General features: G+C 62.6%; 18 protein-coding genes. 6 read left to right on the top strand and 12 right to left on the bottom strand.

Annotation, left to right across the window (positions count from 1 at the left end; all coding sequences use genetic code 11):
• The first annotated feature begins 192 nt into the window (after nt 1–192).
• The 3 genes from ABFP37_RS08610 to ABFP37_RS08600 all read left to right on the top strand — a co-directional run bounded on the left by ABFP37_RS08610 (nt 193) and on the right by ABFP37_RS08600 (nt 5411).
• A complete protein-coding gene (locus ABFP37_RS08610) occupies nt 193–3771 on the top strand; it encodes a bifunctional proline dehydrogenase/L-glutamate gamma-semialdehyde dehydrogenase (protein WP_347033266.1) in 3579 nt (1192 codons plus the stop codon).
• Between the two features lie 803 nt (nt 3772–4574).
• Nucleotides 4575–4835, top strand: a complete 261-nt coding sequence (locus ABFP37_RS08605) for a hypothetical protein (protein WP_347033265.1) — start codon at nt 4575–4577, stop codon at nt 4833–4835.
• Nucleotides 4836–4895: 60 nt separating this feature from the next.
• The gene (locus ABFP37_RS08600; RefSeq protein WP_347033264.1) at nt 4896–5411 is read left to right on the top strand and encodes a hypothetical protein; all 516 of its coding nucleotides are present in this window, start codon (nt 4896–4898) and stop codon (nt 5409–5411) included.
• A 351-nt stretch (nt 5412–5762) separates the two neighbouring features.
• On the opposite strand, the gene ABFP37_RS08595 is transcribed toward ABFP37_RS08600, so the two are convergent.
• From ABFP37_RS08595 to ABFP37_RS08540, 12 genes are all read right to left on the bottom strand, one after another.
• Nucleotides 5763–6707, bottom strand: coding sequence for a glycoside hydrolase family 43 protein (locus tag ABFP37_RS08595; RefSeq protein WP_347033263.1), 945 nt, complete (start codon nt 6705–6707; stop codon nt 5763–5765).
• A gap of 862 nt (nt 6708–7569) precedes the next feature.
• Nucleotides 7570–7797, bottom strand: a complete 228-nt coding sequence (locus ABFP37_RS08590; RefSeq protein ID WP_235505974.1) for a hypothetical protein — start codon at nt 7795–7797, stop codon at nt 7570–7572.
• Nucleotides 7798–7971: 174 nt separating this feature from the next.
• Nucleotides 7972–9501, bottom strand: a complete 1530-nt coding sequence (locus tag ABFP37_RS08585; protein ID WP_347033262.1) for a glycerate kinase — start codon at nt 9499–9501, stop codon at nt 7972–7974.
• Between the two features lie 163 nt (nt 9502–9664).
• Nucleotides 9665–10684: a D-glycerate dehydrogenase gene (locus ABFP37_RS08580; RefSeq protein ID WP_347033261.1), complete on the bottom strand. Its 1020-nt coding sequence runs from the start codon at nt 10682–10684 to the stop codon at nt 9665–9667.
• A complete protein-coding gene (locus tag ABFP37_RS08575) occupies nt 10668–11366 on the bottom strand; it encodes an RraA family protein (RefSeq protein ID WP_347033260.1) in 699 nt (232 codons plus the stop codon). Before ABFP37_RS08575 ends, ABFP37_RS08580 begins: the two co-directional genes overlap by 17 nt.
• 5 nt (nt 11367–11371) lie before the next feature.
• Nucleotides 11372–12445, bottom strand: coding sequence for an Ldh family oxidoreductase (locus ABFP37_RS08570; protein ID WP_055802793.1), 1074 nt, complete (start codon nt 12443–12445; stop codon nt 11372–11374).
• Nucleotides 12445–13605: an iron-containing alcohol dehydrogenase gene (locus ABFP37_RS08565; RefSeq protein ID WP_055802795.1), complete on the bottom strand. Its 1161-nt coding sequence runs from the start codon at nt 13603–13605 to the stop codon at nt 12445–12447. The genes ABFP37_RS08570 and ABFP37_RS08565 overlap by 1 nt, the downstream gene beginning before the upstream one ends.
• A 47-nt stretch (nt 13606–13652) precedes the next feature.
• The gene (locus tag ABFP37_RS08560; RefSeq protein WP_347033259.1) at nt 13653–15119 is read right to left on the bottom strand and encodes an aldehyde dehydrogenase family protein; all 1467 of its coding nucleotides are present in this window, start codon (nt 15117–15119) and stop codon (nt 13653–13655) included.
• 51 nt (nt 15120–15170) lie between these two features.
• Complete coding sequence (locus ABFP37_RS08555) at nt 15171–16445, bottom strand: TRAP transporter large permease (protein WP_347033258.1); 1275 nt, start codon at nt 16443–16445, stop codon at nt 15171–15173.
• The gene (locus tag ABFP37_RS08550; RefSeq protein ID WP_156372414.1) at nt 16442–17005 is read right to left on the bottom strand and encodes a TRAP transporter small permease; all 564 of its coding nucleotides are present in this window, start codon (nt 17003–17005) and stop codon (nt 16442–16444) included. Before ABFP37_RS08550 ends, ABFP37_RS08555 begins: the two co-directional genes overlap by 4 nt.
• A gap of 14 nt (nt 17006–17019) precedes the next feature.
• Nucleotides 17020–18042 (bottom strand): DctP family TRAP transporter solute-binding subunit, encoded by a 1023-nt coding sequence (locus ABFP37_RS08545; RefSeq protein WP_347033257.1) that lies wholly within the window; start codon nt 18040–18042, stop codon nt 17020–17022.
• A gap of 35 nt (nt 18043–18077) precedes the next feature.
• Complete coding sequence (locus ABFP37_RS08540; protein WP_347033256.1) at nt 18078–18749, bottom strand: GntR family transcriptional regulator; 672 nt, start codon at nt 18747–18749, stop codon at nt 18078–18080.
• Between the two features lie 327 nt (nt 18750–19076).
• Here ABFP37_RS08540 and ABFP37_RS08535 point away from each other — a divergent pair, with 327 nt between their 5' ends.
• The 3 genes from ABFP37_RS08535 to ABFP37_RS08525 all read left to right on the top strand — a co-directional run bounded on the left by ABFP37_RS08535 (nt 19077) and on the right by ABFP37_RS08525 (nt 21978).
• Nucleotides 19077–19904: a DeoR/GlpR family DNA-binding transcription regulator gene (locus tag ABFP37_RS08535; protein ID WP_055802808.1), complete on the top strand. Its 828-nt coding sequence runs from the start codon at nt 19077–19079 to the stop codon at nt 19902–19904.
• Nucleotides 19905–20003: 99 nt separating this feature from the next.
• On the top strand, nt 20004–21050 hold the full coding sequence (locus ABFP37_RS08530) for an alcohol dehydrogenase catalytic domain-containing protein (RefSeq protein WP_347033255.1): 1047 nt from the start codon (nt 20004–20006) through the stop codon (nt 21048–21050).
• A 94-nt stretch (nt 21051–21144) separates the two neighbouring features.
• Nucleotides 21145–21978: a fructose-bisphosphate aldolase gene (locus tag ABFP37_RS08525; protein ID WP_347033254.1), complete on the top strand. Its 834-nt coding sequence runs from the start codon at nt 21145–21147 to the stop codon at nt 21976–21978.
• The last annotated feature ends 4 nt before the right edge of the window (nt 21979–21982 follow it).

Below are 21982 nucleotides of genomic sequence, written 5' to 3'. Positions count from 1 at the left end.
CCTTGCAACGAGCGGATCAGACAAGGGCGTCACTTTCCACGATCCTTCTGGGCATCCTCACGGCCAGTCCAACGTAACGCTGCCCTGGAATCACTTTGACTCATTTTTGCCCAGCGCGGCATCGAAATCACCATCCCCAGAGGCTGGACCCATGGCAGATAAACAGACAACCCAACTTCAAGGAGTACTTCCATGACTGACACAGCAGGGATCAGCGCTTCGCTGGTCCAACCCATTGATTTGGCCGAGGAAGCCGTGGCGTTGGTGCGGCGGTGGCTGGCCGAGGGGGCAAAGGTGCCCGTTGATGCTGCTGCTGCGCAACTTGCCGGAGTACTGAAGGACCCGAAGGGCCTGGATTTCACCGTGGGCTTCGTTGACGGGGTAATCCGTCCGGAGGACAAGGCTGTCGCGGCCAGGAACTTGAAAGTCTTAGCCCCAAACGTCCCCGCCTTTCTGCCGTGGTACATGAAGTCCGCCGTCGCCGTCGGCGGTTCGGTCGCGCCGATCGTACCGGGGGTGGTAATCCCGGTTGCCCGCAAGGTTTTGCGCGAAATGGTCAGTCACTTGATCGTGGACGCAACCGAGGACAAGCTCGGCCGGTCCATTGCCCGGATCAAAAAGGACGGCATCCGGCTAAACGTAAACCTGCTGGGTGAGGCGATCCTGGGTGAGGGTGAAGCCTCCCGCAGGCTTGAGGGAACGCGCAAGCTCCTGGCCCGGCCGGACGTTGACTACGTCTCGATCAAGGTTTCTTCCACTGTCGCGCCGCATAACCACTGGGCCTTTGATGAGGCCGTCGGCCATATCGTAGAGAAGCTCGCCCCGCTGTACCGGCTAGCGGCAACCTCTTCTCCACGAAAGTTCATCAACCTGGACATGGAGGAATATAAAGACCTCGACCTGACCATCGCGGTCTTCACCAGGCTGCTCGAGAAGCCCGAGTTCCGTGACTTGGAAGCCGGCATCGTCCTGCAGGCCTACCTGCCCGACGCACTGGCCGCCATGATCCGGCTGCAGGAATGGGCTGCAGGGCGCACTGCTGATGGCGGCGCACCGATCAAGGTCCGCGTCGTTAAGGGCGCGAACCTGCCCATGGAGCTGGTTGATGCAGACCTGCACGGCTGGCCGCTCGCTACGTGGGGAACCAAGCAGGATTCCGACACCTCATACAAAGCCGTCATCGACTACTCGCTGACGCCTGACAAGATCCGGAACGTCCGCATCGGAGTCGCAGGGCACAACCTGTTCGACGTCGCCCTCGCCCACCTGCTGGCCAAGGCCCGCGGCATCAGCTCCGGCATCGAATTCGAAATGCTCCTCGGCATGGCAACCGGGCAGGCCGAAGCGGTCAAGCGTGACGTCGGATCCCTGCTGCTCTACACCCCGGTCGTACACCCGGCCGAGTTCGACGTCGCCATCGCTTACCTGATCCGTCGGCTCGAAGAAGGCGCCAGCCAGGAAAACTTCATGTCAGCAGTCTTCGAACTGGACAAAAACGAAGCCCTTTTCGAACGTGAAAAGCAGCGCTTCCTCGCCTCCCTGGCAGCCCTGACCGACACCGTTCCCGGGCCCAACCGCGTCCAGGACCGGACCCGGTTCGACGCCGAAGCGACCCTGGATGAGGTGATGTCCTGGGCAGGGCTTGAAGCGGGAGGGACCGGTTACGGCGGGCCCACGGCCAGCTTCGCCAACACCCCAGACACCGACCCTGACCTGCCTGCCAACCGTGCATGGGGCAGGGCTATTCTCAACCGGGTCCCGTTCTCACTCCTGGGTGAAGAAACCGCCCAGACCTATGACCTGGACACCAGGGCCGATCTGGAAGCAGTTATCGAAACTGCCCTCACCAACGGGAAGAGCTGGGGTGCCCTCACGGGGGCTGAACGTGCTGCTGTGCTTCACCGGGCCGGGGTCCGTCTGGAAGCACGCAGGGCCGAACTGCTGGAAGTCATGGCATCAGAGTGCGGCAAAACCCTGGACCAGGGCGACCCCGAAGTCTCCGAAGCCATCGATTTCGCGCACTACTACGCCGAGCTGGCCAAGGAGCTGGACAACGTCGACGGCGCAGAGTTCGTCCCCTCGAAGCTGACTGTCGTTACTCCCCCGTGGAACTTCCCTGTTGCCATCCCGGCCGGGTCCACACTCGCTGCCTTGGCCGCCGGTTCCGCCGTCATCCTCAAACCCGCCCGGCAGGCACGCCGCAGCGGCGCCGTCATGGTCGAAGCCCTCTGGGAAGCCTTCGACGAGGCAGGGATCGACCGGGACGTCCTGCAATACGTACAACTGGGAAAGCGCGAACTGGGCACCGCCTTGGTATCCCACCCGGCCGTGGACCGGCTCATCCTGACCGGCGGGTACGAAACAGCCGAACTGTTCCGGTCCTTCCGCAAAGATTTGCCTCTGCTTGCCGAGACCAGCGGCAAGAACGCCATCATTGTCACACCCAGCGCTGACCTGGACCTCGCCGCACGCGATGTTGTCCAGTCCGCCTTCGGGCACGCCGGACAGAAATGCTCCGCAGCGTCACTGGTCATCCTCGTCGGATCTGTAGCAACGTCGCGCCGCTTCAACCAGCAACTCATCGACGCCGCCCGCTCCCTTAAAGTCGGCTACCCCGTTGACCCCCAGACCCAAATGGGGCCCGTCATCGAACCAGCCAACGGAAAGCTCCTTGGAGGCCTCACCACCCTGGGACCGGGAGAGCACTGGGTCCTTGAACCCCGCCAGCTCGATGACAGCGGCAAGCTCTGGAGCCCCGGCGTCCGGGCAGGCGTCAAGCGCGGGAGCGAATACCACAAGACCGAATACTTCGGACCGATCCTGGGCGTCATGACCGCCCAGACCCTGGAAGAAGCGGTCGGCATCGTCAATGACATCGACTACGGCCTCACCTCCGGCCTTCACTCCCTTGATCCCAAGGAACTGAAGTACTGGCTGGAGAACGTCCAGGCCGGAAACCTCTACATCAACCGTGGCATCACCGGGGCCATCGTGCGGCGCCAGCCCTTCGGCGGGTGGAAGAAATCCGCCGTCGGCGCCGGCACCAAAGCCGGCGGCCCGAATTACCTGGTCGGCCTCGGCGGATGGAAAGACGCCCCCATCCAGACGGTGCCCCTGGCCCAGCCCTCCGCCCCGGCCCGGCAACTCCTGACAGCGGCCGCTGACCTCGCAGGCGCCGGCAGCATCACCGCCGCTGACGTTACCTGGCTCGAGTCGGCCCTGCTCTCGGATGCAGATGCCTGGACCAACGAATTCGGCGCAGCCCGTGACGTTTCAGGAGTGCGGGCCGAGCGGAACATCTTCCGCTTCCGTCCACTGCCGGTCACCGTCCGCTACGAAGCCCCAACGTCCGGGCACGGGCTGGCTGAGCTGCTGCGCGTCGTTTCAGCCGGTATCACAGCCTGGAACGGACGCCCGGAACTCAACGCCTTGACGGTCAGCACCCTTGAGCCGCTCACCGATTCTGTCGCCAGAGTCCTGAGGGGTCACGGGGTCGTCATGGTCGTCGAGAACTCCGCTGCCTGGACTTCCCGGGTCAAACGCTACACAGACACAACCGGGCCGGATTCCGGCGTGCGGATCCGCCTGATCGGCGCTCCCGTGCCCGAAACAGCGGAGGCTGCCAACGGCAAACCCGACATAGCCCTCTACACCAATGAGGTCGTTGCAGCCGGCCGTATCGAGCTGCTGACCTTCCTGCAGGAACAAGCAGTATCCATCACAGCCCACCGCTTCGGCACCCCGAACAACCTCACTGGGGCCCTCATCTAGACAAAGCACAGGCCGGGTCCGTTCGCGGTGGCGGACGGACCCGGCCAACATTGAATCCCCGCACCAGCGGCCTCGACAACCGGAAAGTCCCCCCATGTTGCGAATCTACTTCTCGACAATGCTTCTGCTTATGCTCGCCGGCATCGCCGGAGCTATTTCCGCTACTTCCGCTCTTGGCCTTGGACTTGGTCTGGTCCTCTTGAGTGTGGGCGCCGGAGGCGTCTCCGCCGGCGTCATGGCCCGGGACACCAAAACAATCCCTCGAAATCTAGTAGACAGATGACCAGGTGGAATCAGTCATGAAAAACCGCATTTCCCGTAACCATCTCCCCGGCAGAACCTCCCACCAGCCAGCAACGGCAAAAACTGGCGAGCACTGTCCGTTGAATGGATGGTGGACTTCCGCCGACAACCAGGGTGACAAACGCTTCATCGGTGAAGGCAGCATCATGCCAGCCGACAAGGGCAGGACTGTCGCCTGGACGTTAACCACAGGCGGACTTGACTCGAGCGAACCAGATGATGCGCTCCTGCATAGCGGGAGGCACCAGTGAAAGCTGTCAGGCTCCCCGATCCGCCTAACGGTTTCCGAATGCCACGGCGGGTATTTGACCTTGACCGTGGCTGGTCAACGACACCAACACACGAAGAGACGACAGCGTCCCAGCAACCATCTCCCCCTGGCGAGGAGGCCTGTGAAGATGGCTGCTACTACTGCGAAGGACCCGAAACGGACTAGAAATCCGCACCCACAAACTGTCCGTCCGAAGCCTTGCGTGTCTCTCAACGAGGAAAGAACCGCCATGAAGACCTACCGATGTGATGACTGGAGCCGCCTCACCGGCGCCAAAATCGAGATCCACAAGCGCGGACAACTCATCCGGACCGGGACCGTGGACGCCGTGATGCCGGACAACAGCATCATCTGGCTTGCGACCGACCACAACGGGACCCGGGAACTCTTCGAAGCCGCAGAAGAATACGAAGTATGGGCTGACGCCCACGATCTGCCGGACGAACTCTACTCGGCGGTTCTTAGCCAACAGCCCCCCCCACCGCCCTGATCGCAGGCGGCGACGACAACATATGAACAGCACACACCGGTACTCCCAGGACATTCCGGAATGAGCTACACCTACAGGGGCAAGCGCAGCCCAGACCAGCAGGCGGAGCAACGCAGACAGAAACTGGAACTCGGCATCCTGGCCTACTGCAAAGCCATAGGAAGCATCTCCACCAGGCTCAGCGCACTACGCAACCAGAGGGACCAGGAAATCGCCCAGGCCATCTGGGATGGTGTGGCTGTCCAGACAGTCGCGGCAGCAGCAGCGATGACGGCCGCCGAAGCCAGATCAATCGGACTGGCATGTGAAGACCTTGGCCCCGGCTATTGCTCCGCAGCATCCCGCCTTGAAACTCTAAGCGCCCTCACCCAGCAAGTAGCACGGCTCCACACGGCACAGAAAGAGTTGTTAGGTCAGCAGGAACAGCTGAGTCTCACCGCGCTTGAAACCACCGCACTCGACGCCCCTTGGCTGGCCGCCGCTTCGGGCTTCAGTGTCGAACGGGTGAACATGCTTGCACAGCAAAAGCGCCGGCACGCAATCACCCTAAACCAAGCCCGAGTCCCCCGACCCTAAATACATACCCAGCCCGGACAAACCGCAAAACCAGGAGACGAGAAAAACAGTGACAACGAAGTCAGCTTCACCCCAGACCGCGCAAGAAATCCTTCCAGCGGCCAGCTCACCCGCTTCGGCGGACCTGCCAGCCGAAACGGTGAGGTTTGGTCTTGGCGGGGCTTCGGCGCTGACCAAATCCGCTGGGCACGTCATTGTTGACTCGTTAGTCGCTCATGGCGTTGAGCGAAACCAGTTCCGGGCCCGTGATCAGCAAGCACGGCTTACCCGGACGAGGCAGGTTGACGGAATCGCTGTTATCGGCACTTACAAATATGGAAAGAGAGTTTGAGGCAAGAACTGACGGGCCATTCATCCCAGAATCCGGACCCGGGCCCCCTTGATTTCCACCTCGGTGAGCTTGACGCGTTCATCCGGGGTGTTGTTGGGCCAGTGGAAGACCAGGTGGTCGTGTCCCTTGGAGGTGCGGAGGATCATGCCGTGACCGCCCTTGCTGGACCACAAGGGCCGGTCGTGCTGAATCCAGGGGCCCGTTATGGTTCCACTTTCTGATTCGGCGATGCCCATCGCGTATCCTTCCTCGCCGTGGCTCGACCACAGCATCAGCAGTAACTCCTCGGGCGATCGGATGAGGAATGGACCATCAGTGAACATGGGGTCCTCAGCAAGGTTCAGGTCCTCGGGTGGTTCGAGCCTCTTCGGGAACTGCAGTGGCCTGCTCCAGTCTGCTGATGAAGCTGCGAACAACAGGATTGGCTCACCGGCGCCAGCTTTGAGGTCCGGTGACAGGCGGAGCGCGTACATCTCGCCGTCAGAGATCCCTGGCCTGTCGGGCGTCCCCTCGGCACCGCGGCTGTAGACCAGCCAGGGGGCAGAGTCTTCATCAATGAAGAGGGTTCCGTCGAGGCTCGGCTGCGACACGGGGGTCACGGGTCCGTCGCTCCACGGCTTGTAAGGGCCCGTGGGGTGGTCCGCGACCAGGATTGCGACTCCGCGGGGGCGTGCGCCGGTGGAGGTGGCGAATGTGGCGAGCATGAAGAACCGTCCGTTAACGGAGTGGACTTCCGGAGCCCAGTACTGGGTGTCCGGCCAGAAGCCTTGCGGGGGTCGAAACGCGGCGATGGGGCCGTTCCAGTGCTCGAGATCATTGCTGGTGTAGCAGTCGAAGCCAGTCGCGGGCCCGCCCCAGACGTTCTCGTCGGTGGTCCCGAAAAGGACGAACTCACCTGGAACCGGCTCCAGGATGAACGGATCACGCATCCGGATCTCCTCAAGGCGGAGTTGTTCAACGGGCATCTGCGTTCCTTTCGTCGGCTTGCCGGCTCACCGCGTCCCGGTGTCGGCCCGTCCGTGCGCCAACACCAGCCTTGCCGTCCCGGTAGCCGTATGGAGAACCACTTTCGCCTAATGAAAGCTTTTGCCCGCGGAGTGGGTCGGAGAAGGTGTACGACCAGGAAGTGCGGCGCCAGGTGAATTTCGGCATTCCTCGCCAAGGGCCAGGTTTTGGGGAATGTTTGCGATACCTCGGCGTCAGTGGCGCTGGGTCCTCGCTCAGCAGTTCGGGGGGTCAATCTCCTTGGTGTGCTCGTAGAGGCCGCACCGCAGGGCTCGTAATTTCGGTCAGGGGCTTCCGTCGTCTGTCTGTTGAGACTTTGGCGTTTTTGATGGGTGCAGCTGCGAGCAGGAAAGCCAAGGAAATGTCTATCCGGTAATCCGAAGTCTTCATGACCTCAGTCCTGGCCTAGAAACTGTTTGACGCGTTCATCTCGGTACTTCCCTGGCACATTCAGGGGCAGTATTTCTGACGCGATGGTCGTGTGTCAGCGGCCATTAGGAATTTCCCACAGGCGGCCAGAGGCCTGCCCGCTGGTGGCCACCTTGATTACCCGCCGGCGGTCACCAATGGACGGTCGTGTTGGCCGCCTGTGGGCAGGACGCTTTTGAGCCAGGCGCCATGATCTGCGGCCCGATCGGAGAAGCACCGTGCCTGGTTTCCGGCAGGTCGTCAAGCGTCCGACAGGCCGTGGCGTATCGATCGAGATGTGTACACGCCCGTGGAGCGGCGTTTAGCGAGCGGGACGGGCCCTAGCTAGGGCGTGTCTTCCGGGCATCTTTGGGCCGGACCGGATGGAAGGGCGGGAACAGTGTCCGCAGTCAGTCAAGCAGTTTGGCGTCGGGAATCGAGTTGATCCGTGTAGCCAAAGGGGACTGTATTACTGAGGCTGACGACGAAGTGTCCGTCTCCGAGCCGGGTTACCAGGATGCCGTGCGTCCGTTGCTGCCTTGCGCTCTCGATCATCCGGTCGACCGCCGCAGTGATGCAGCGTTCCATGGAGGCCCTGTCGTGGACTTTGATTTCGATGGGTTCCAGATCCTGCATGTTCATGACGTGCTCACTTCGCTGGGTCGGATGGGTAGCGCGGTATAGCCCTGCGCTTTTTCATACAGGGTTCGAGGTTCGGTGCCATAGGCTTCCAGCCAGAGAGCGTCCGCAGTAACGGTTACGTCCTTGACATACCCAGTCCGGATAGTTCGGCCTTTTTTCTGAATCTGGACCTGCCTATCGGCCAGATCCTTCCAATCTGCATGGTCTCCCATGGAGCTGCCTTTCGTATCGCAATTCATTGTTTTGCTTGTGCTTGCGGCCTATTCCCGGGGATTCCAACCATCGGTCGTCTCCGACCAGCATCTGCGGTCCGAGCCAGGAAGCATCTCGCTGTCGCAAACGGGCATTTCGCGCGCTCCATGTGTGCGATCCAGCCATGCCACTTGGGAGGCACACCCTAGGCTTTCGCGCTCTCCCCACCTTGAGTATTCGCTCGAGCGATGGTGGCGGCGCCGGGTGATTTCGGGGGATCCGGCCCTCACCGAGTGTGTTTCGGCTGGCCGTTTGTGGGCATCTTTGATGGCTGTGATCGGGCAGACCTCGTGGCCGCCACCGGGCACTGGCCTGACCGCCTATCGGCAGTTTTGCATGGCCGCTAACAGTCGTGCCGACGGTTTGCAGGAGCGGTCCCGCATTGGACATACATTTGGCGGGATCGGGTTCGATATCGGCTAGCGCGAACGTTCGATTGAAGCCGGCCGCCTTGAGAGTCCGGTCAGAGAGGGTGGTCTGTCCACATACGGCGATGACCGGTACACCCGCCCTGGCGGCTGCCCGGCTGACGCCGAGCGGTGCTTTACTGCCTAGGCTCTGCTCGTCCAGGCTGCCTTCTCCGGTAATCACGAGTGTGGCGCCCTCAATTTTTTTATCCAGGTCAACCAGCCGTCCAACAACTGTGACACCAGGCTCGACGCGGGCGGCGAGAACAGCAATGGCCGCATATCCGATACCACCCGCGGCGCCGGCACCAGCCTTTGTCACAGCGGTCTTGGCCCGCGGGCCGATCTCCCCCTCAAGAACTTCAACCAGCCGGGTCAGTGCCCGGTTGAGGAGCTCAACAGCACTGGGATCGGCGCCCTTCTGCGGCCCAAAAACGGCAGGTGCTCCCCGTTCCCCTAATAGCGGGTTGTCCACGTCGCTTGCCAGGACGAAACGCGCGTTTCGCAGTCCTGGATGCAGCCCGCTCAGGTCGGCAGCTGCCAAATGTTCCAGCGCGCCTCCCCCCGGAGGCAAGGGCTGCCCGCGGGAGTCCAGGAATTTCGCTCCCAACCCCACAAGGAGACCGGCTCCGCCGTCGGTGCAGGCGCTGCCACCCGCGCCGATGTATATGAGCGTGCAGCCGTGGTTGAGTGCCTCACGAATGAGCTCGCCGGTCCCCATGCTTGTCGCACCTAGGGCGTTGGGGGTCCCTCCGGGCAGGGATCCCAGGCCTGATGCTAAGGCGGTCTCAATGACAGCAATGTGGTCGCGGACAGCCATGGTAGCGGTTACGGGCAGTCCGGTCGGTCCGCTCACGGTGGCGACGTGGGCGGTGTATCCGGCGGATATTGCCGCCGCGACTGTGCCTTCTCCCCCGTCGGCGATCGAAAGGCAATCCACCGTCAGGTCTGGTCTGTCGGTGACGAGGCCGCTGGCCAGATGTCTGGCGACCTCGTCGGCGGTCAGCGAATGTTTGAATTTATCCGTGGCGATCAGTACACGCATGTGCAGTCCTCTTGGGAACGTCGTGGGGATGGACGGCCAGGGCCCTTAGCGGCTCAGGTCACCGGACGGGCAGCGTCAGCGGCATGGAAGACAGGTACGTCGGCGACTTCCGAGGCGGTGCCCCGATGTTCAAGGGCAGTCCGCTGCCGTTCGTTGTGGAGTTCTATCCGCGGGTGGGCAGCAACTCCTGTTTCAGCCCGGCGGGCAGGACCGGCGTCAAGGCCGCCTGCCCGGACAGCACCGCGGCTACGTTCCGTATCGCCAGCTCCCCCATGCTGTCGCGGGTGGCGGCCGCGGCGCTGCCGATGTGGGGCAGCACCACTACGTTTTCCAGGGAGCGGAGCCGGTTGTTGACCTTGGGTTCGAATTCGTGCACGTCCAGGCCTGCACCGGCAAGGTGACCGGATTCCACCGCATCAGCCAGGGCGTCCTCGTCAACGAGGGGGCCGCGGGCGGTGTTGATCAGGTAGCTGCCGGCCTTCATGGCTGCGAGCTGCTGCGCTCCGATCATGTGCCGGTTGGTGCCAGTCAGGGGGCAGTGCAGGCTGACGACGTCGCTGGTGCGCAGGAGGGTGTCGAGGTCGCAGGGCTGGACGCCGAGCTCGGCAGCCTCGGGCGTTGAGGCCCTGCTGCCGGTCGCGATGATGTTCATTCGGAACGCCTTGGCGCGGCGGGCGACTGCCATGCCCGTCCGGCCCAGCCCGACGATCCCGAGTGTTGCCCCTGCGCTCACGTCTAAACCAACAAAGCTCTGCGGCCCCCAGATCCAGGGCTGGCCGGTGCGGATGAAACGGTCAGCTTCCCCCACCCGCCGCACTGTTGCGAGCATGAGGGCAAACGCCAGGTCGGCGGTTGCCTCGTCGAGGACGCCGGGCGTGTTGGTGACGGTTATTCCGCGGCGTGCCGCCGCTTCCACGTCGATGTTGTCGTAACCGACGGCGACGTTCGCCACCACTTTCAGGCCGGGGCCTGCCGCCTCGAGTACTTCGTCATCGATTTTTTCCGTGAGCATGGTGATGATTGCCGTGGCTCCCCGGCAGCCCTCCAAAAGTTCATTCCGGCTGGGCGGAAAGTCCCGGTCCGGATGCATCGCCAGCGGTGCAGGCAGGGCTTCGGCCTGGCGCATGACTTTCTCGGACATGGGCCGGGTGAGGTAGACGTGGCCCTTAGGCACTGTACGCATCCTGCTCAACGTGGACGAGTGAAACTGCGCCTTCGACCCAACTGCGGTCCCACTCCCCGCGCGCTATCGCCTCACGCTGGTTGATCTCACTGGCCATGATGGCCTCGGCCGAGGCAAGGACGGTTTCGATCCTGTCAGCGGAGACGAACACGACGCCGTCACTGTCCCCGACCACCAGGTCACCGTCGTGGACTACCGACCCGCCGATAGTGACGTCACCATGGATGGCGCCCGGACCACTCTTGTAGGGGCCCATGTGTGATACTCCCTTGGAAAAAACGGGAATCGGCCCGGCCGAGAGGTCGTTACGATCCCGGATGGCGCCGTCGACGACGATGCCTGCTACGCCGCGGTAGGCGGCGTAGTAGGTCATCAGTTCACCGAGGATGGCATTGGTGACCTCACCTTGGGCGTCGATGACGAGGACGTCGCCGGGGCGGACGAGTTCGAGGGCCTGGTGGACGGCAAGATTGTCACCAGCGCGGGTTCGGACCGTCACCGCCGTTCCAGCCATCGAGCGACCGCCGAGTGATGCCAGGCAGTTTCCGACCGGGGAGATTCCTACTGCACCGGATACCCGCTCCTGGCTGTCGGACACTGCGGAGGTCTGAACCTGGCTGTACCGTGCCAGCACCTCGCCCCGAACCTGGTTCGCAGGCGGATAAAGACGGATGATATTCATGTTTGTCACTTCCTTGTGGCTGCGTTTTCCATTGCAGGGTTGTCGCCGGCAAGGGGGCGGGCGTCCTGTGAGAGCTTTTCGAGTTCAGCGATGACGGCCTGCGGCAGGGCGATGCCTTGTTCCTGGTTGCGGAGGGCGGCGCGTGCTTCGATTTCGCCGGGGATGAGCACTTCGCGGTTCGCAGGCCCGCTTGCCTTGATTGCTTCGAACAGGTTTTCCATCCGTCGGCCGAACTGGTCCAAGGGCTGGAAGGCGCTGACATTGTGGAGGGTGAAGAAAGCACCTACGCCCTGCGGCCGGTCCAGATCGTCGTAGAGGTCGCCGATCTCCGGCCCGGAGCTGGCCCCGGAGAACATTGCGGCCATGACTTCCACCATCAGTGCAATGCCGTAGCCCTTGGGGCCGCCGAACGGCAGGACGCTGCCGGCGAGGGCTGCCTCCGGATCGGTGGTGGGGTCGCCGTTGATGTCCACGGCCCAACCTTCGGGGATCTGTCCGCCGAGCTGGTCCGCCTGGATGATCTTTCCGCGGGCCACCACGCTGGTGGCCATGTCCAGGATCATCGGTTCCCTGCTGCCGGCGGGGACGCCGAAGGTGTAGGGGTTGGTGCCGAGGAAGCGTTCCCGGCCGCCCCAGGCGGACATCGTGGCCGGCGCGTTTCCGTAGAGGAAGATCGCGGCGTTTGCGGCCGCAGCCTTCTTCGCGAAGTACGCGCCGGAGCCGTAGTGGTTGGAGTTCCGCACTGCCACGGAAACAGTGCTCGTCGAAGGAAGGCGTTCCTGGGCGAGTTCGAGGCTCCGCTGCATCACCACCTGGCCCATGCCGTTGTCGCCGTCGATGACGAGGGCGCCGCCGGTTTCCTTGACCACCCTGACGTTGGGCCGGGTGTTGACCAAGCCCAGCTGCAGCCGTTTGACGTAGATGGGGATCCTGCTGACACCATGGGAATCGACGCCGCGGAGGTTTGCGTCCACGAGCGACTCGGCCACGAGCCGGGCGTCATCCTCGGGCAGCCCTGCTGCCGAGAGGATATTGGCGGAGTATTCCTCGAGACGCCGGAAGGGAATGTTCACTTTCATTACAAGCACTTCCTCATAATGTCCACGAGATCGGCTGCTGTGGCTGGGCGGGGGTTGACCACAATGTTCCCCGATTCCATGCTTTCCGCTGCCAGCTGCTCCAGGTCTGATTCCTGGACTCCGTAGGCTGCCAGGCTCCTTGGCGCTCCAATGTCAGTGATGAGTTGGGCCACTGCATCCACTCCTGCGTGGGCGGCTTCCCGCAAGGACATCGAACGGGTGTCGACGCCGAAGATCGTGGCGATGCGGGCGAACTTGTCCAGGTTGGCGTTGACGTTGAAGCGCATGACCTCGGGAAGGAGGATGGAGATGACGTCGCCGTGGGGAATTTTTGCCTTGGCTCCCAGAGGCATGGCCATGGCGTGCGCCAAGCCGAGGCGTGTGGGCGCGAAGGCGCAGGCGGCCATGGTGGAGGCCAGGAGCATGTCCGAACGCGCCTGGATGTCGGCGCCGTTGAAGACCGCTGTCCGCAGGGAGCGGGCGATGAGTTCCATGGCCTTCTCCGAGAGCGCCTCTGAGATGGGCTGTGTTGCCTTGTTGACGTAGGACTCAAGGGCGTGCGTCAGGGCATCCAGTCCGGTTCCGACGGTGAGCCGGGCCGGAAGGCTGACGGACAGGGAGGGGTCGCAGAAGGCCACAGTGGCTGTCATGTTCCGCCCGCCCACGCCGTACTTGATGTTCCGGGCCTTCTCCGAAATCACCGACCACACGGCACACTCGCTGCCGGTGCCGGCGGTGGTGGGGATAGCGATCACCGGCAGCCCCTGGCTGCTGGGGATCTCGAGCCCTGCGTAGTCCCGAATGTGGCCGGTGTTCTTGGCCATCAGCGCGATGGACTTGCCGGTGTCCAGGGCGCTGCCGCCGCCGACAGCAACAACGATGTCGCGGCCCTCGTCGTTGCAGAGCTGGGCGCCTGCGGTCACACCCTCCGCTTCCGGCTCCGGCTCGACGTCGGTGAAGGTGACGACGTCGAAGTTGGCGGCGGTGAGGATGTCGGCTACGCGGCCGACGACGCCTGCCGCTACGAGGCCCCGATCCGAGACGAGCAGGACATGCTTGCCGCCGAGGCGGGTGACCTGTTCGGCCAGGGTGTCAATGAGTCCGATGCCGAATTCGATCCGAGTGGGCAGCTCGAATGAAAAATGCTGATGGTAATTCACGGTTTCCTTCTTCTTTGAAAGTTTCTGAGAGCGGTCTGGGTTGGCGGTTACTGGCCGTACACCTGGTAGACCACCTTGCGCGTGGTGAAGAAATCACGGGAGGTGTCCCCGATGCCGAAGGCGCCCTGGCCGGACTGGGCGACTCCGCCGAACGGCAGGTGGCCTTCGCTGGTGGTGCCGTGGTTGACGTGGACCATGCCGCTGCGCGCCTCGGTGACGAAGCGGTGGGCCAGGTCCATGTCCTCCGTAAACACGGCAGCGGTGAGCCCGTACTGGGTTTCATTCGTGACGGCGATGGCTTCGTCGAAGTCCTCCACCGGGATGACCGCCAAGACCGGCCCGAACACCTCTTCGGTGGCCAGCGCCGTGCCGGGCTTGACGTCGGTAACCACCGTTGCGGGGTAGTAATTGCCGTCGCCCAAGTTTTCTTCCTGGAGCGGCTGACCGCCGACGAGCACCCTTGCGCCGTCCTGCGTGGCCTGCTCCACGTAGCGGTGGACCTGCTCGAACTGGCTCCTGTTCACCAAGGGGCCCATCTTGGTTTTCTCGTCCATGCCGTAACCGACCGTGAAGGTCGCCGCCTGCCTGGCAAGTGCTTCTTCGAGCGGGGCCTGCAGATCCCTGGTGACGATTACGCGGCTAACAGCGGTGCACCGCTGCCCGGCTGCCGCGAAGGCTGCGGCAGCGATTTCCGCGGCGGCACGGTCGACGTCGGAAATTGAGGACACGACGGCAGCGTTCTTGCCTCCCATTTCCAGCTGCGTTCTCGCGTTGCGGCGAGCCGCGGCGGTGGCGATGCCGAGCCCGACATCGGTGGAGCCGGTAAAGGTGATTCCGGCGATGTCCGGGCTGTTGACCAGGGCGTCACCGACCTCGCGGCCCGTTCCGATCAGGAGGTTGAACACGCCGGCGGGAACGCCGATCTCGTCGAGGAGTTCGGCGATGATCGCTGAGGCGCCAGGGCTCTGGAGGGCTGGCTTGAGGATGACCGGGCAGCCGCACACCAGCGCCGGAACTACCTTGCGGATCGGGGTCAGGATCGGAAAGTTCCAGGGGGTAATGGCAGCCACCGGGCCGATGGGCTGGCGGATGGAATAAGCGTCGGTGTTGTTGCGGACGCTGGTGAACGTCTTATCACCGCCGCGCAGGGCCTCCCCGGCCCAGAACCGCATTTCGAAAATGGCGCGGGCCGTTTCGCCCATGGATTCGGTGATCGCTTTGCCCATTTCCCGGGTGGCGATCTCTGCCATGTCCCGCTGCCGGGACGGCCATTTCTCCAGCAGCGCGTAAATGAGGTCCATGCGTTCGCTGGCGGTGGTCGCGGCCCAGACGGGGGCAGCCTCGCGGGCGGAGTCGATAGCCTTTTGGACATCGGCCGGAGTGGCCAACTGGTAGCTGGCCACCGTCACCCCGGCCCGGCCGGGATCGGTCGTTTCATAGAGCGCCGCGTCCGGGGAGGCCGTCCACGCACCGGCGATGTAGCTGCTGACGGTTTTCCTGATGGGGGAAGACATGAGGGTTTCCTGATTCTTGATTGGGGAGGGATTGAGCGGCGGCTGGATTTACTAATTGGTCAAAAACTCGGCCGGCCAAAGGATGAGTTGCGGGAAGATGGCAAGAATGACGACGGCGAGCACCATGACCGCGTAGTGCGGGGTTGCCGCCTTCACGATCTTTTCAATGGGCAACCCGCTGACATAAGAAGTGGCGAACAGCGAAACACCGACCGGTGGCGTTACCAGACCGACAGACAGGGCAGCGACGAGGTAGACCACAAAGTGGATGGGATCAATACCGGCAGCTGTAGCCGCAGGCATGAGCACCGGCGAGCAGAGCAGGATGGCGGCCACAATATCCATCACGGTTCCGATAATGATCAGGATTACGCCGATCAGCAGCATCACGATAATGGGGTCGGTGCTGACGCCCAGGAGCCAACTGCTGACCTTGGCGGGCAGTCCGTCGATAGTGAAGATGTATGAGGCGACGCTGGCGATCATGGCGATCAGCAGAATGGTTCCCGTGGTAAGGCCGGCATCGATGATCATCTTCGGCATCTGGCGCCACTTCATGTCCCGGTAGACGTAGATGCCTACCAGGAGGCTGTAGAGAACGGCGACAGCGGCAGCTTCCGTGGGTGTGAAGAACCCGCTGAACAAGCCGACCAGGATGACCACGGGGCCGCCCAGGGCCGGAATGCCGGCCAGGACGATCGCGATGCCCTTCTTGAACGTGGTCTTCGAGATCTCACCGTAACCATTCCGGGCCGAGAGGACGAAGTTCAGGACCATCAGGACGACGATCAGCACCACTGACGGCCCCAAGCCGCCAGCCAGCGCCGCTCCAACTGAAACGCTGGCTGTGGAGGCGGCGATGATGATGAGGATGCTCGGCGGCATCAGGGAGGACAGCGTGGACGTCACCATGGTCATGGCCGCCGCATAGGGCCGTGGGTACTTGTGATCCGTCATGGCCTTGATCTCGATCTTGCCCAGGCTCACAACGTCGGCCACCGAGGAACCGGAGATGCCGCCGAAAATAGCGCTTGCAGCAATGTTCACCTGGCCAAGGCCTCCACGGAAGCGTCCAAAGACGACCTCGGCCCCACGGAAGATGCGGTCCGAGATCCCGCCCCCGGCCATGACGTTGCCGGCCAGGACAAACAGCGGGACAGCCACCAGCAGGAAGCTGTTCATCGAGCTCATCATGGACTGCGGCAACAGCTCCAGCGGGATGTCAAAAATCACCAGGGTGGCGATGACGCCGATGCCCAGGGAAACTGCCAGCGGAACACCCAGCAGCAGGAGCAGAACAAAGATGCCCAGCAGAGTAAGAGTCATGCGATGATCTCTCCTTCGAGAATCTTCCTACGCATGTAGGGGGAGAAGTAAACCGTCTGGATGTGGGCGAGGATCGCCAGTGCTGCGCTGAGCACGAGGGGCAGTGTCACCAGGAACATCTTCAGTCCCAGGGCCGGGCTGGACTCTCCGCTGGCGTACTGCTGCAGCATCAGTTCCCAGGTCTTATAGATCAGGACGCTGAAGAACACGGTGCCGCACAGGGCGTAGAGATGGACGCTGAATTTCTTGAGCCAGGCCGGCCCCCACTCCAGCGCGAAGCCAACGCGGGGGTGGGCGGCCGCCCGAAAGCCTGCGGCCATGCCCAGAAAGGTGGTGTCCATGAACAGGAAGCGGGTCAGTTCCTCGGTCCACGGAAGAGAGGTTCCCATCTGGCGGGTGACCACCTGGATGGCGACGCTGACGAGCATGGCGCTGATCCCGATGAACAGGAAGGCATCCACGATCTTCCAGATAACTTCCCGGGGCTCCGAAATTTCCGCGGCTGGAACCACTTTGTTCTGTCCGGCCCCTTGAGGCGGGGCGATTCCTTTATCTTGCACTGGACTGCTCACCTTTACCGTCCGAGGAATTTGAGGCTGGTCGCGACGAATTCCTTGCCGACCTTGCCTTCAAGCTCCGGGTAGACCTTCTGCGCTTCCTGCTGGAAGGCTGCCTGCGCCTCCGGAGTCAACTCATTGACCTTCACGCCTTCAGCTTTCAGCTTCTCGAGCGTCTTTTCGGCTTCGTCGTTGTCGGTCCTGGTTTTGAAGCCGGCTGTTTCGGCAGCAGCGTCCTGCAGGACCTTGCGGGTGTCGTCGTCGAAGGAGTCCCACTTTTTCTTGCTGAAACCCAGGACGTAGCCGTCGGAGATGTGGCCGGTCAGGGAAAGGTAGTCCTGGACTTCAAAGAACTTGTTGTTGACTGGGACTTCCAGCGGGTTCTCCTGGCCGTCGATCGTGCCTAGCTGCAGGGCGGTGTAGACCTCCTTAAAGTCCATCGGAGTGGGGTTGGCACCCAGCGAGCCGAAGAACTTAACCCACAGGTCGTTCTGCGGAACGCGGATCTTGAGGTCTTTGAAGTCCTCTGGCTGAGCGATGGGGCGTACGGAGTTGGTGGTCTGCCGAGGGGTACGGGTCAGCATTGACACGCCCTTGATGCCCAGCTTGTCCAGTGAGCCCAGGAGCTCCTGGCCCGGTTCGCCTTCAAGGTACTTGCTGAACTCGTCCATGTCTTTGAATAGATAGGGCAGGCTGATGGCGTTCATCTTCGGTTCGAAGGACGCGTAGACCGAGGTTGAGATGATGGTCGAGTCCAGGGTGCCGTTCCCGAGCAGGTTGACGGCGGCGTTCTGGTCGCCGCCGAAGAGCGTGCCGTCCGGGAACGTTTCGACCTTGATTTTGCCGTCGCTGAGTTCGGCCACCTTGTCGGCGAAATGCTTGGCGCTCACGCCGACGGACGATGCGGCGGGGTCGCCGACGCCGAGCCTAATGGTAGTGGCGGGCGCGTCTGCGCCGGGTCCCCCGCCACAGCCGGTGAGGGCGGCGGTAACAGTGAGGGCTACGGCCGCAGCTGCGGCGGCCAGGATGCGCTTGGGCATCTGATTCTCCTTTGAATTCTTGCTGGCTTCCTGGCCTAATTGGACAGGGGTACTGATGCTTTGATGGCGCCGGTTAGTGCGTCTTCGGCGGTGCGGATGTGGTCGAGAAGCGCGGCTCTCGCAGCCTTCTCGTCGCGCCTGCCCAGTGCCTCGCAGACCAGTCGGTGCTCGTGCAGGCTGTCTTCCCGCCGCGAGTCGTCCTGGTACGAGACAAAGCGCTTGCAACGGGCGAGTTGACGGTCCACCACGTAGTAAGCCCTGGTTAGTTGCGAGTTGCCGCTTGCCTTGATGATCAGCTGGTGGAACTCATCGTCACGAGTGAGGTATTGCTCCACCTCGCCCTGGCCCATCGGGACAGAGAAACCGTCAAACATAGAGGCGACCTTGGACAGTGCGTCGTCCTCCCAATCGACAATCCGCCCCAGCCCTGCCGGCTCAAGCAGTGCCCGTAGTTCGTAAAGTTCCCGGACGTCCTGGAGCCGGATCTGGGTTACTGCCCAGCCGGTCCGCTGGCCCCGTTCCACGAGTCCTGATGATTCGAGGAGGTGCAGAGTGTCGCGAACGGGAGTCCGTGACACTCCGAACTGCTGCGCAAGCTCGCGGTCGCTGAGCGCAGTACCCGGGGGCAGTACGCACTCCACGATCGCGTTTTCCAGCTCTCGGTACATATGGGAGCTGAGCTTGCGCTCCGGGATTGGCATCATCATCGAATCCATTGTTTGAGTATGCGGTATACCGTATTCGAAATACAAGACTTTTTGCGGCTCAACTCACATGAGTTCCCCTTCACCTGTTCGCTAGTGCTCGTTCTGATCACCCTCGCATTCGGCGCAGTAGCGGCATAAAGGTGCTCGATTCAGTAGCTCCAAGTGCACGCTTTGATTACATCGGTCGTAGTCTCTTCCGTCAAGGGCTAGCAGATGTGGCATTTCGTCGTGAACTTGATTGAACCGCGCAACTTATTCGCCATGAGCGGTTGACGCATAACGATGCGCGATGTAATCATTGAGAGGGACTCAACAAGGAGGTTTACGATGACCGAGAAGGCTGGCAACGCGAGGCAGCGGAGGGATCTGATCCTGGAGCAGCTGAGAGGCAACGGTGGAAGCATCCATGTGGAGGACCTGAGCCGCCACTTCGGAGTCTCAGTCGCTACAGTCCGCCGCGACTTGGATTACCTTGGCCAGGACGGGCTCATCACCCGGACCTACGGCGGGGCAGTTATCGGCAATCTCCGCGCTGAGCAGAGTCTTCGGGAACGGGAAGTCAGCAACGCTTCAGCGAAGGACGCCATTGCGCGTTCAGCGGCCGAACTTGTGCAGCCCGGTTCAACAGTTCTGCTCGATGCCGGAACCACAACAGGGCAGCTGAGCCGCTATCTGGCGCGAATCCCCGGGCTGACGGTCCTGACCAACGGGCTGAACGCACTGAACGTTTTCGCTGAAGCCGACACAGATGTTCACGCGATAGCTCTCGGTGGTTCGCTCCGGCCCACCAACCAGTCAACGATCGGACCCATCGCAGAATCAGTCGTCCGCAGCGTCCACGCCGACATAGCTTTCCTGGGCACGGACTGCCTCGATGCCCACCGGGGAATCTCCTCGCGGACGCTCGAGCAGAACAGCCTCAAGACGCTGATGGCACTCCACGCCCGCCGGACCGTGGTTCTGGCTGACTCATCGAAGCTCAACGCCGACTGGTCAACCTACTGGGCTCCCCTGCCGAGTGGCTGCACCATCATCACCGATGACGCGGCCGGCAGCGAAGCACTCAAACCGTTCGAAGAAGCAGAAAACTTTGATCTTTCCGTCGTGGAGCTGGAAGCGGAAGCCTCGGACGAGGACAACGCCAGGGCCAGCTGACCGTCAGCGGCCAGGCGCCGGACCGCACTACCGACTCCTAGACATACACGGCGAAGGGCCCGTTGTTGCGCCCCACCATAAAAACTGAAAGGCAATCTCGTGAAGCAAGCCATCCTTTCCGCACCGCTGCAGCTGGACATCGTTGATGTTCCAATACCCGCCCTTGAGCCCGGGGACTGTCTGCTGCGGGTTGAATCAGCCCTTGTTTGCGGCACCGACATCCGGATCTACGAAGGAACCAAGAAGAAGAACGTCAGCTACCCCACGGTGATGGGCCACGAGTTCTCCGGCACCATCACCGAAAGCAACGGCGAGCTGCCCGAGGGCTTGGCTATCGGTGATCTGGTCGCCGTGTACCCCCTGGTGCCCTGCGGCAACTGCGTTGCCTGCCAGCGTGGCAAAGCCAACATCTGCAGGAACCGCGTGGCTTTCGGATACCAGCTTCCAGGCGGTTTCGGGGAGTATGTCCGCGTACCTGCGACCGCCGTGCAGATGGGCAACATGGTCAAGGTAAACGGCGTCCAGCCGAACAGTGCCGCCGTCATCGAACCGCTGTCCTGCGCCTACAACGGGCTCAAACTGATCGACGCACCCAACGCCAAAGCCTTGCTGGTCACCGGCTGTGGACCCTTGGGCCTCATGCACATCCGGCTCGCCAAGGCCCTCGGCGTAGACCAGATCATCGCCGTCGACCCCTCAGAGGACCGACTTCGTGTCGCTTCCGCCTCTGGCGCGCAGCTGACCCTCGCCCCAGGGGATGGCGTTGTTGCAGCAATCCGTGATTTCACCGACGGCGCTGGCGTGGATGCCATGGTGGTAGCGGTGGGACGCTCAGACGCTTTCGAGCCCTACCTTGACGCCCTGGCACCCGGGGCGAAGGTCAACCTCTTCGCCGGCTTCCCCACTGGCAAGGACACGCTCAAGGTATCGGCGAACGAAGTCCACTACAACGAGTACTCGCTGGTCGGGAGCTCCTCCTGCCACCTCTCGGACTTCGAGTACGTGGCATCGCTCGTCGCCGACGGCACCCTGCAGGTGGACGACCTCGTGACCACCACCTTGAGCATCGACGACACCGTAGGTGCCCTTGAAGCAGCGAAGGCAGGCCGCGACCTTCGGGTCGGTGTATCCGCACGCCTGGGCTGACTGCACTCCCTCCGCTGGCAGACCTGCCCGCAACCAGCCCGCTCTACAGATTCACCAACCGCCAATAACGTTCAGTCCAAAGGAGAACCACGGCATGTCCATCGAAAACACCCCCTTCAACCCCATTGGTGTCACCAGTGCGCTGGGACGCACCATCCGCCTGCGCCGCCTCTTCGGAACCACAGGAAAAGCTCTTGTCGTAGCACTGGATCAGGCAGTCCCCCGCGGCGTCGCCCCGCAACTGGCCCGCATTCAGGACACTTACCGTTCAGTCAAGGCCGGCAACCCGAACGCCATCACGGTCACGAGGGGCATCGGCTCCACCCTCCTTGGAAACGACCCCGAACCGCTGCCCTGGATCCTCAAGGCATCCTCTTTCTCGGTGGACTTCCACCTGACCCTCGATGCCACCATCGGCACCGTCGATGACGCCGTTCGCCTCGGTGCCGACGCCGTCGCCGTCGGCATCAGCGCCGGATCTTCGGTCCAGCCGCAAATGCTCGAGATGCTGGCCGCAACGGTGGAACGGGCAGCCGAAGTAGGCATGCCCACTGTCTGCCACGCCTACCCCAGTGGGGAACTCTGGGGCGACCGTAAGGGAAGCGTTGAATCGGTCCTCTACGCTGCCCGCGCCGCCGCTGAACTCGGCGTAGACGTCGTGAAGACCTGGTACACGGGTTCGACAGAAAGCTTCGCGCAGGTCGTGGCAGGAACGCCCGCGCTGGTCATGGTCGCCGGCGGTGCCAAAGCCGATACGGACCTGGAAGTTCTTGAGATGGCTGAGAAAGTCATGCAGGCAGGAGCAGCCGGACTGACCTTTGGCCGTAACGTCTGGGGCGCGGAGGATCCGGCAAAAATGATCACCGCTCTGCGCGCAATCGTGCACGAGGGCGTCTCAGCCTCCGTGGCCGCCAAGCACCTGTCCTAACGGG

Origin of the sequence: Burkholderia sp. RS01 (assembly GCF_039748055.1) — a bacterium.
Lineage (GTDB): Bacteria > Actinomycetota > Actinomycetes > Actinomycetales > Micrococcaceae > Arthrobacter.
Note: the sequence above shows the minus strand (reverse complement) of the source record. Positions and strands in the feature narration are given on the sequence as shown.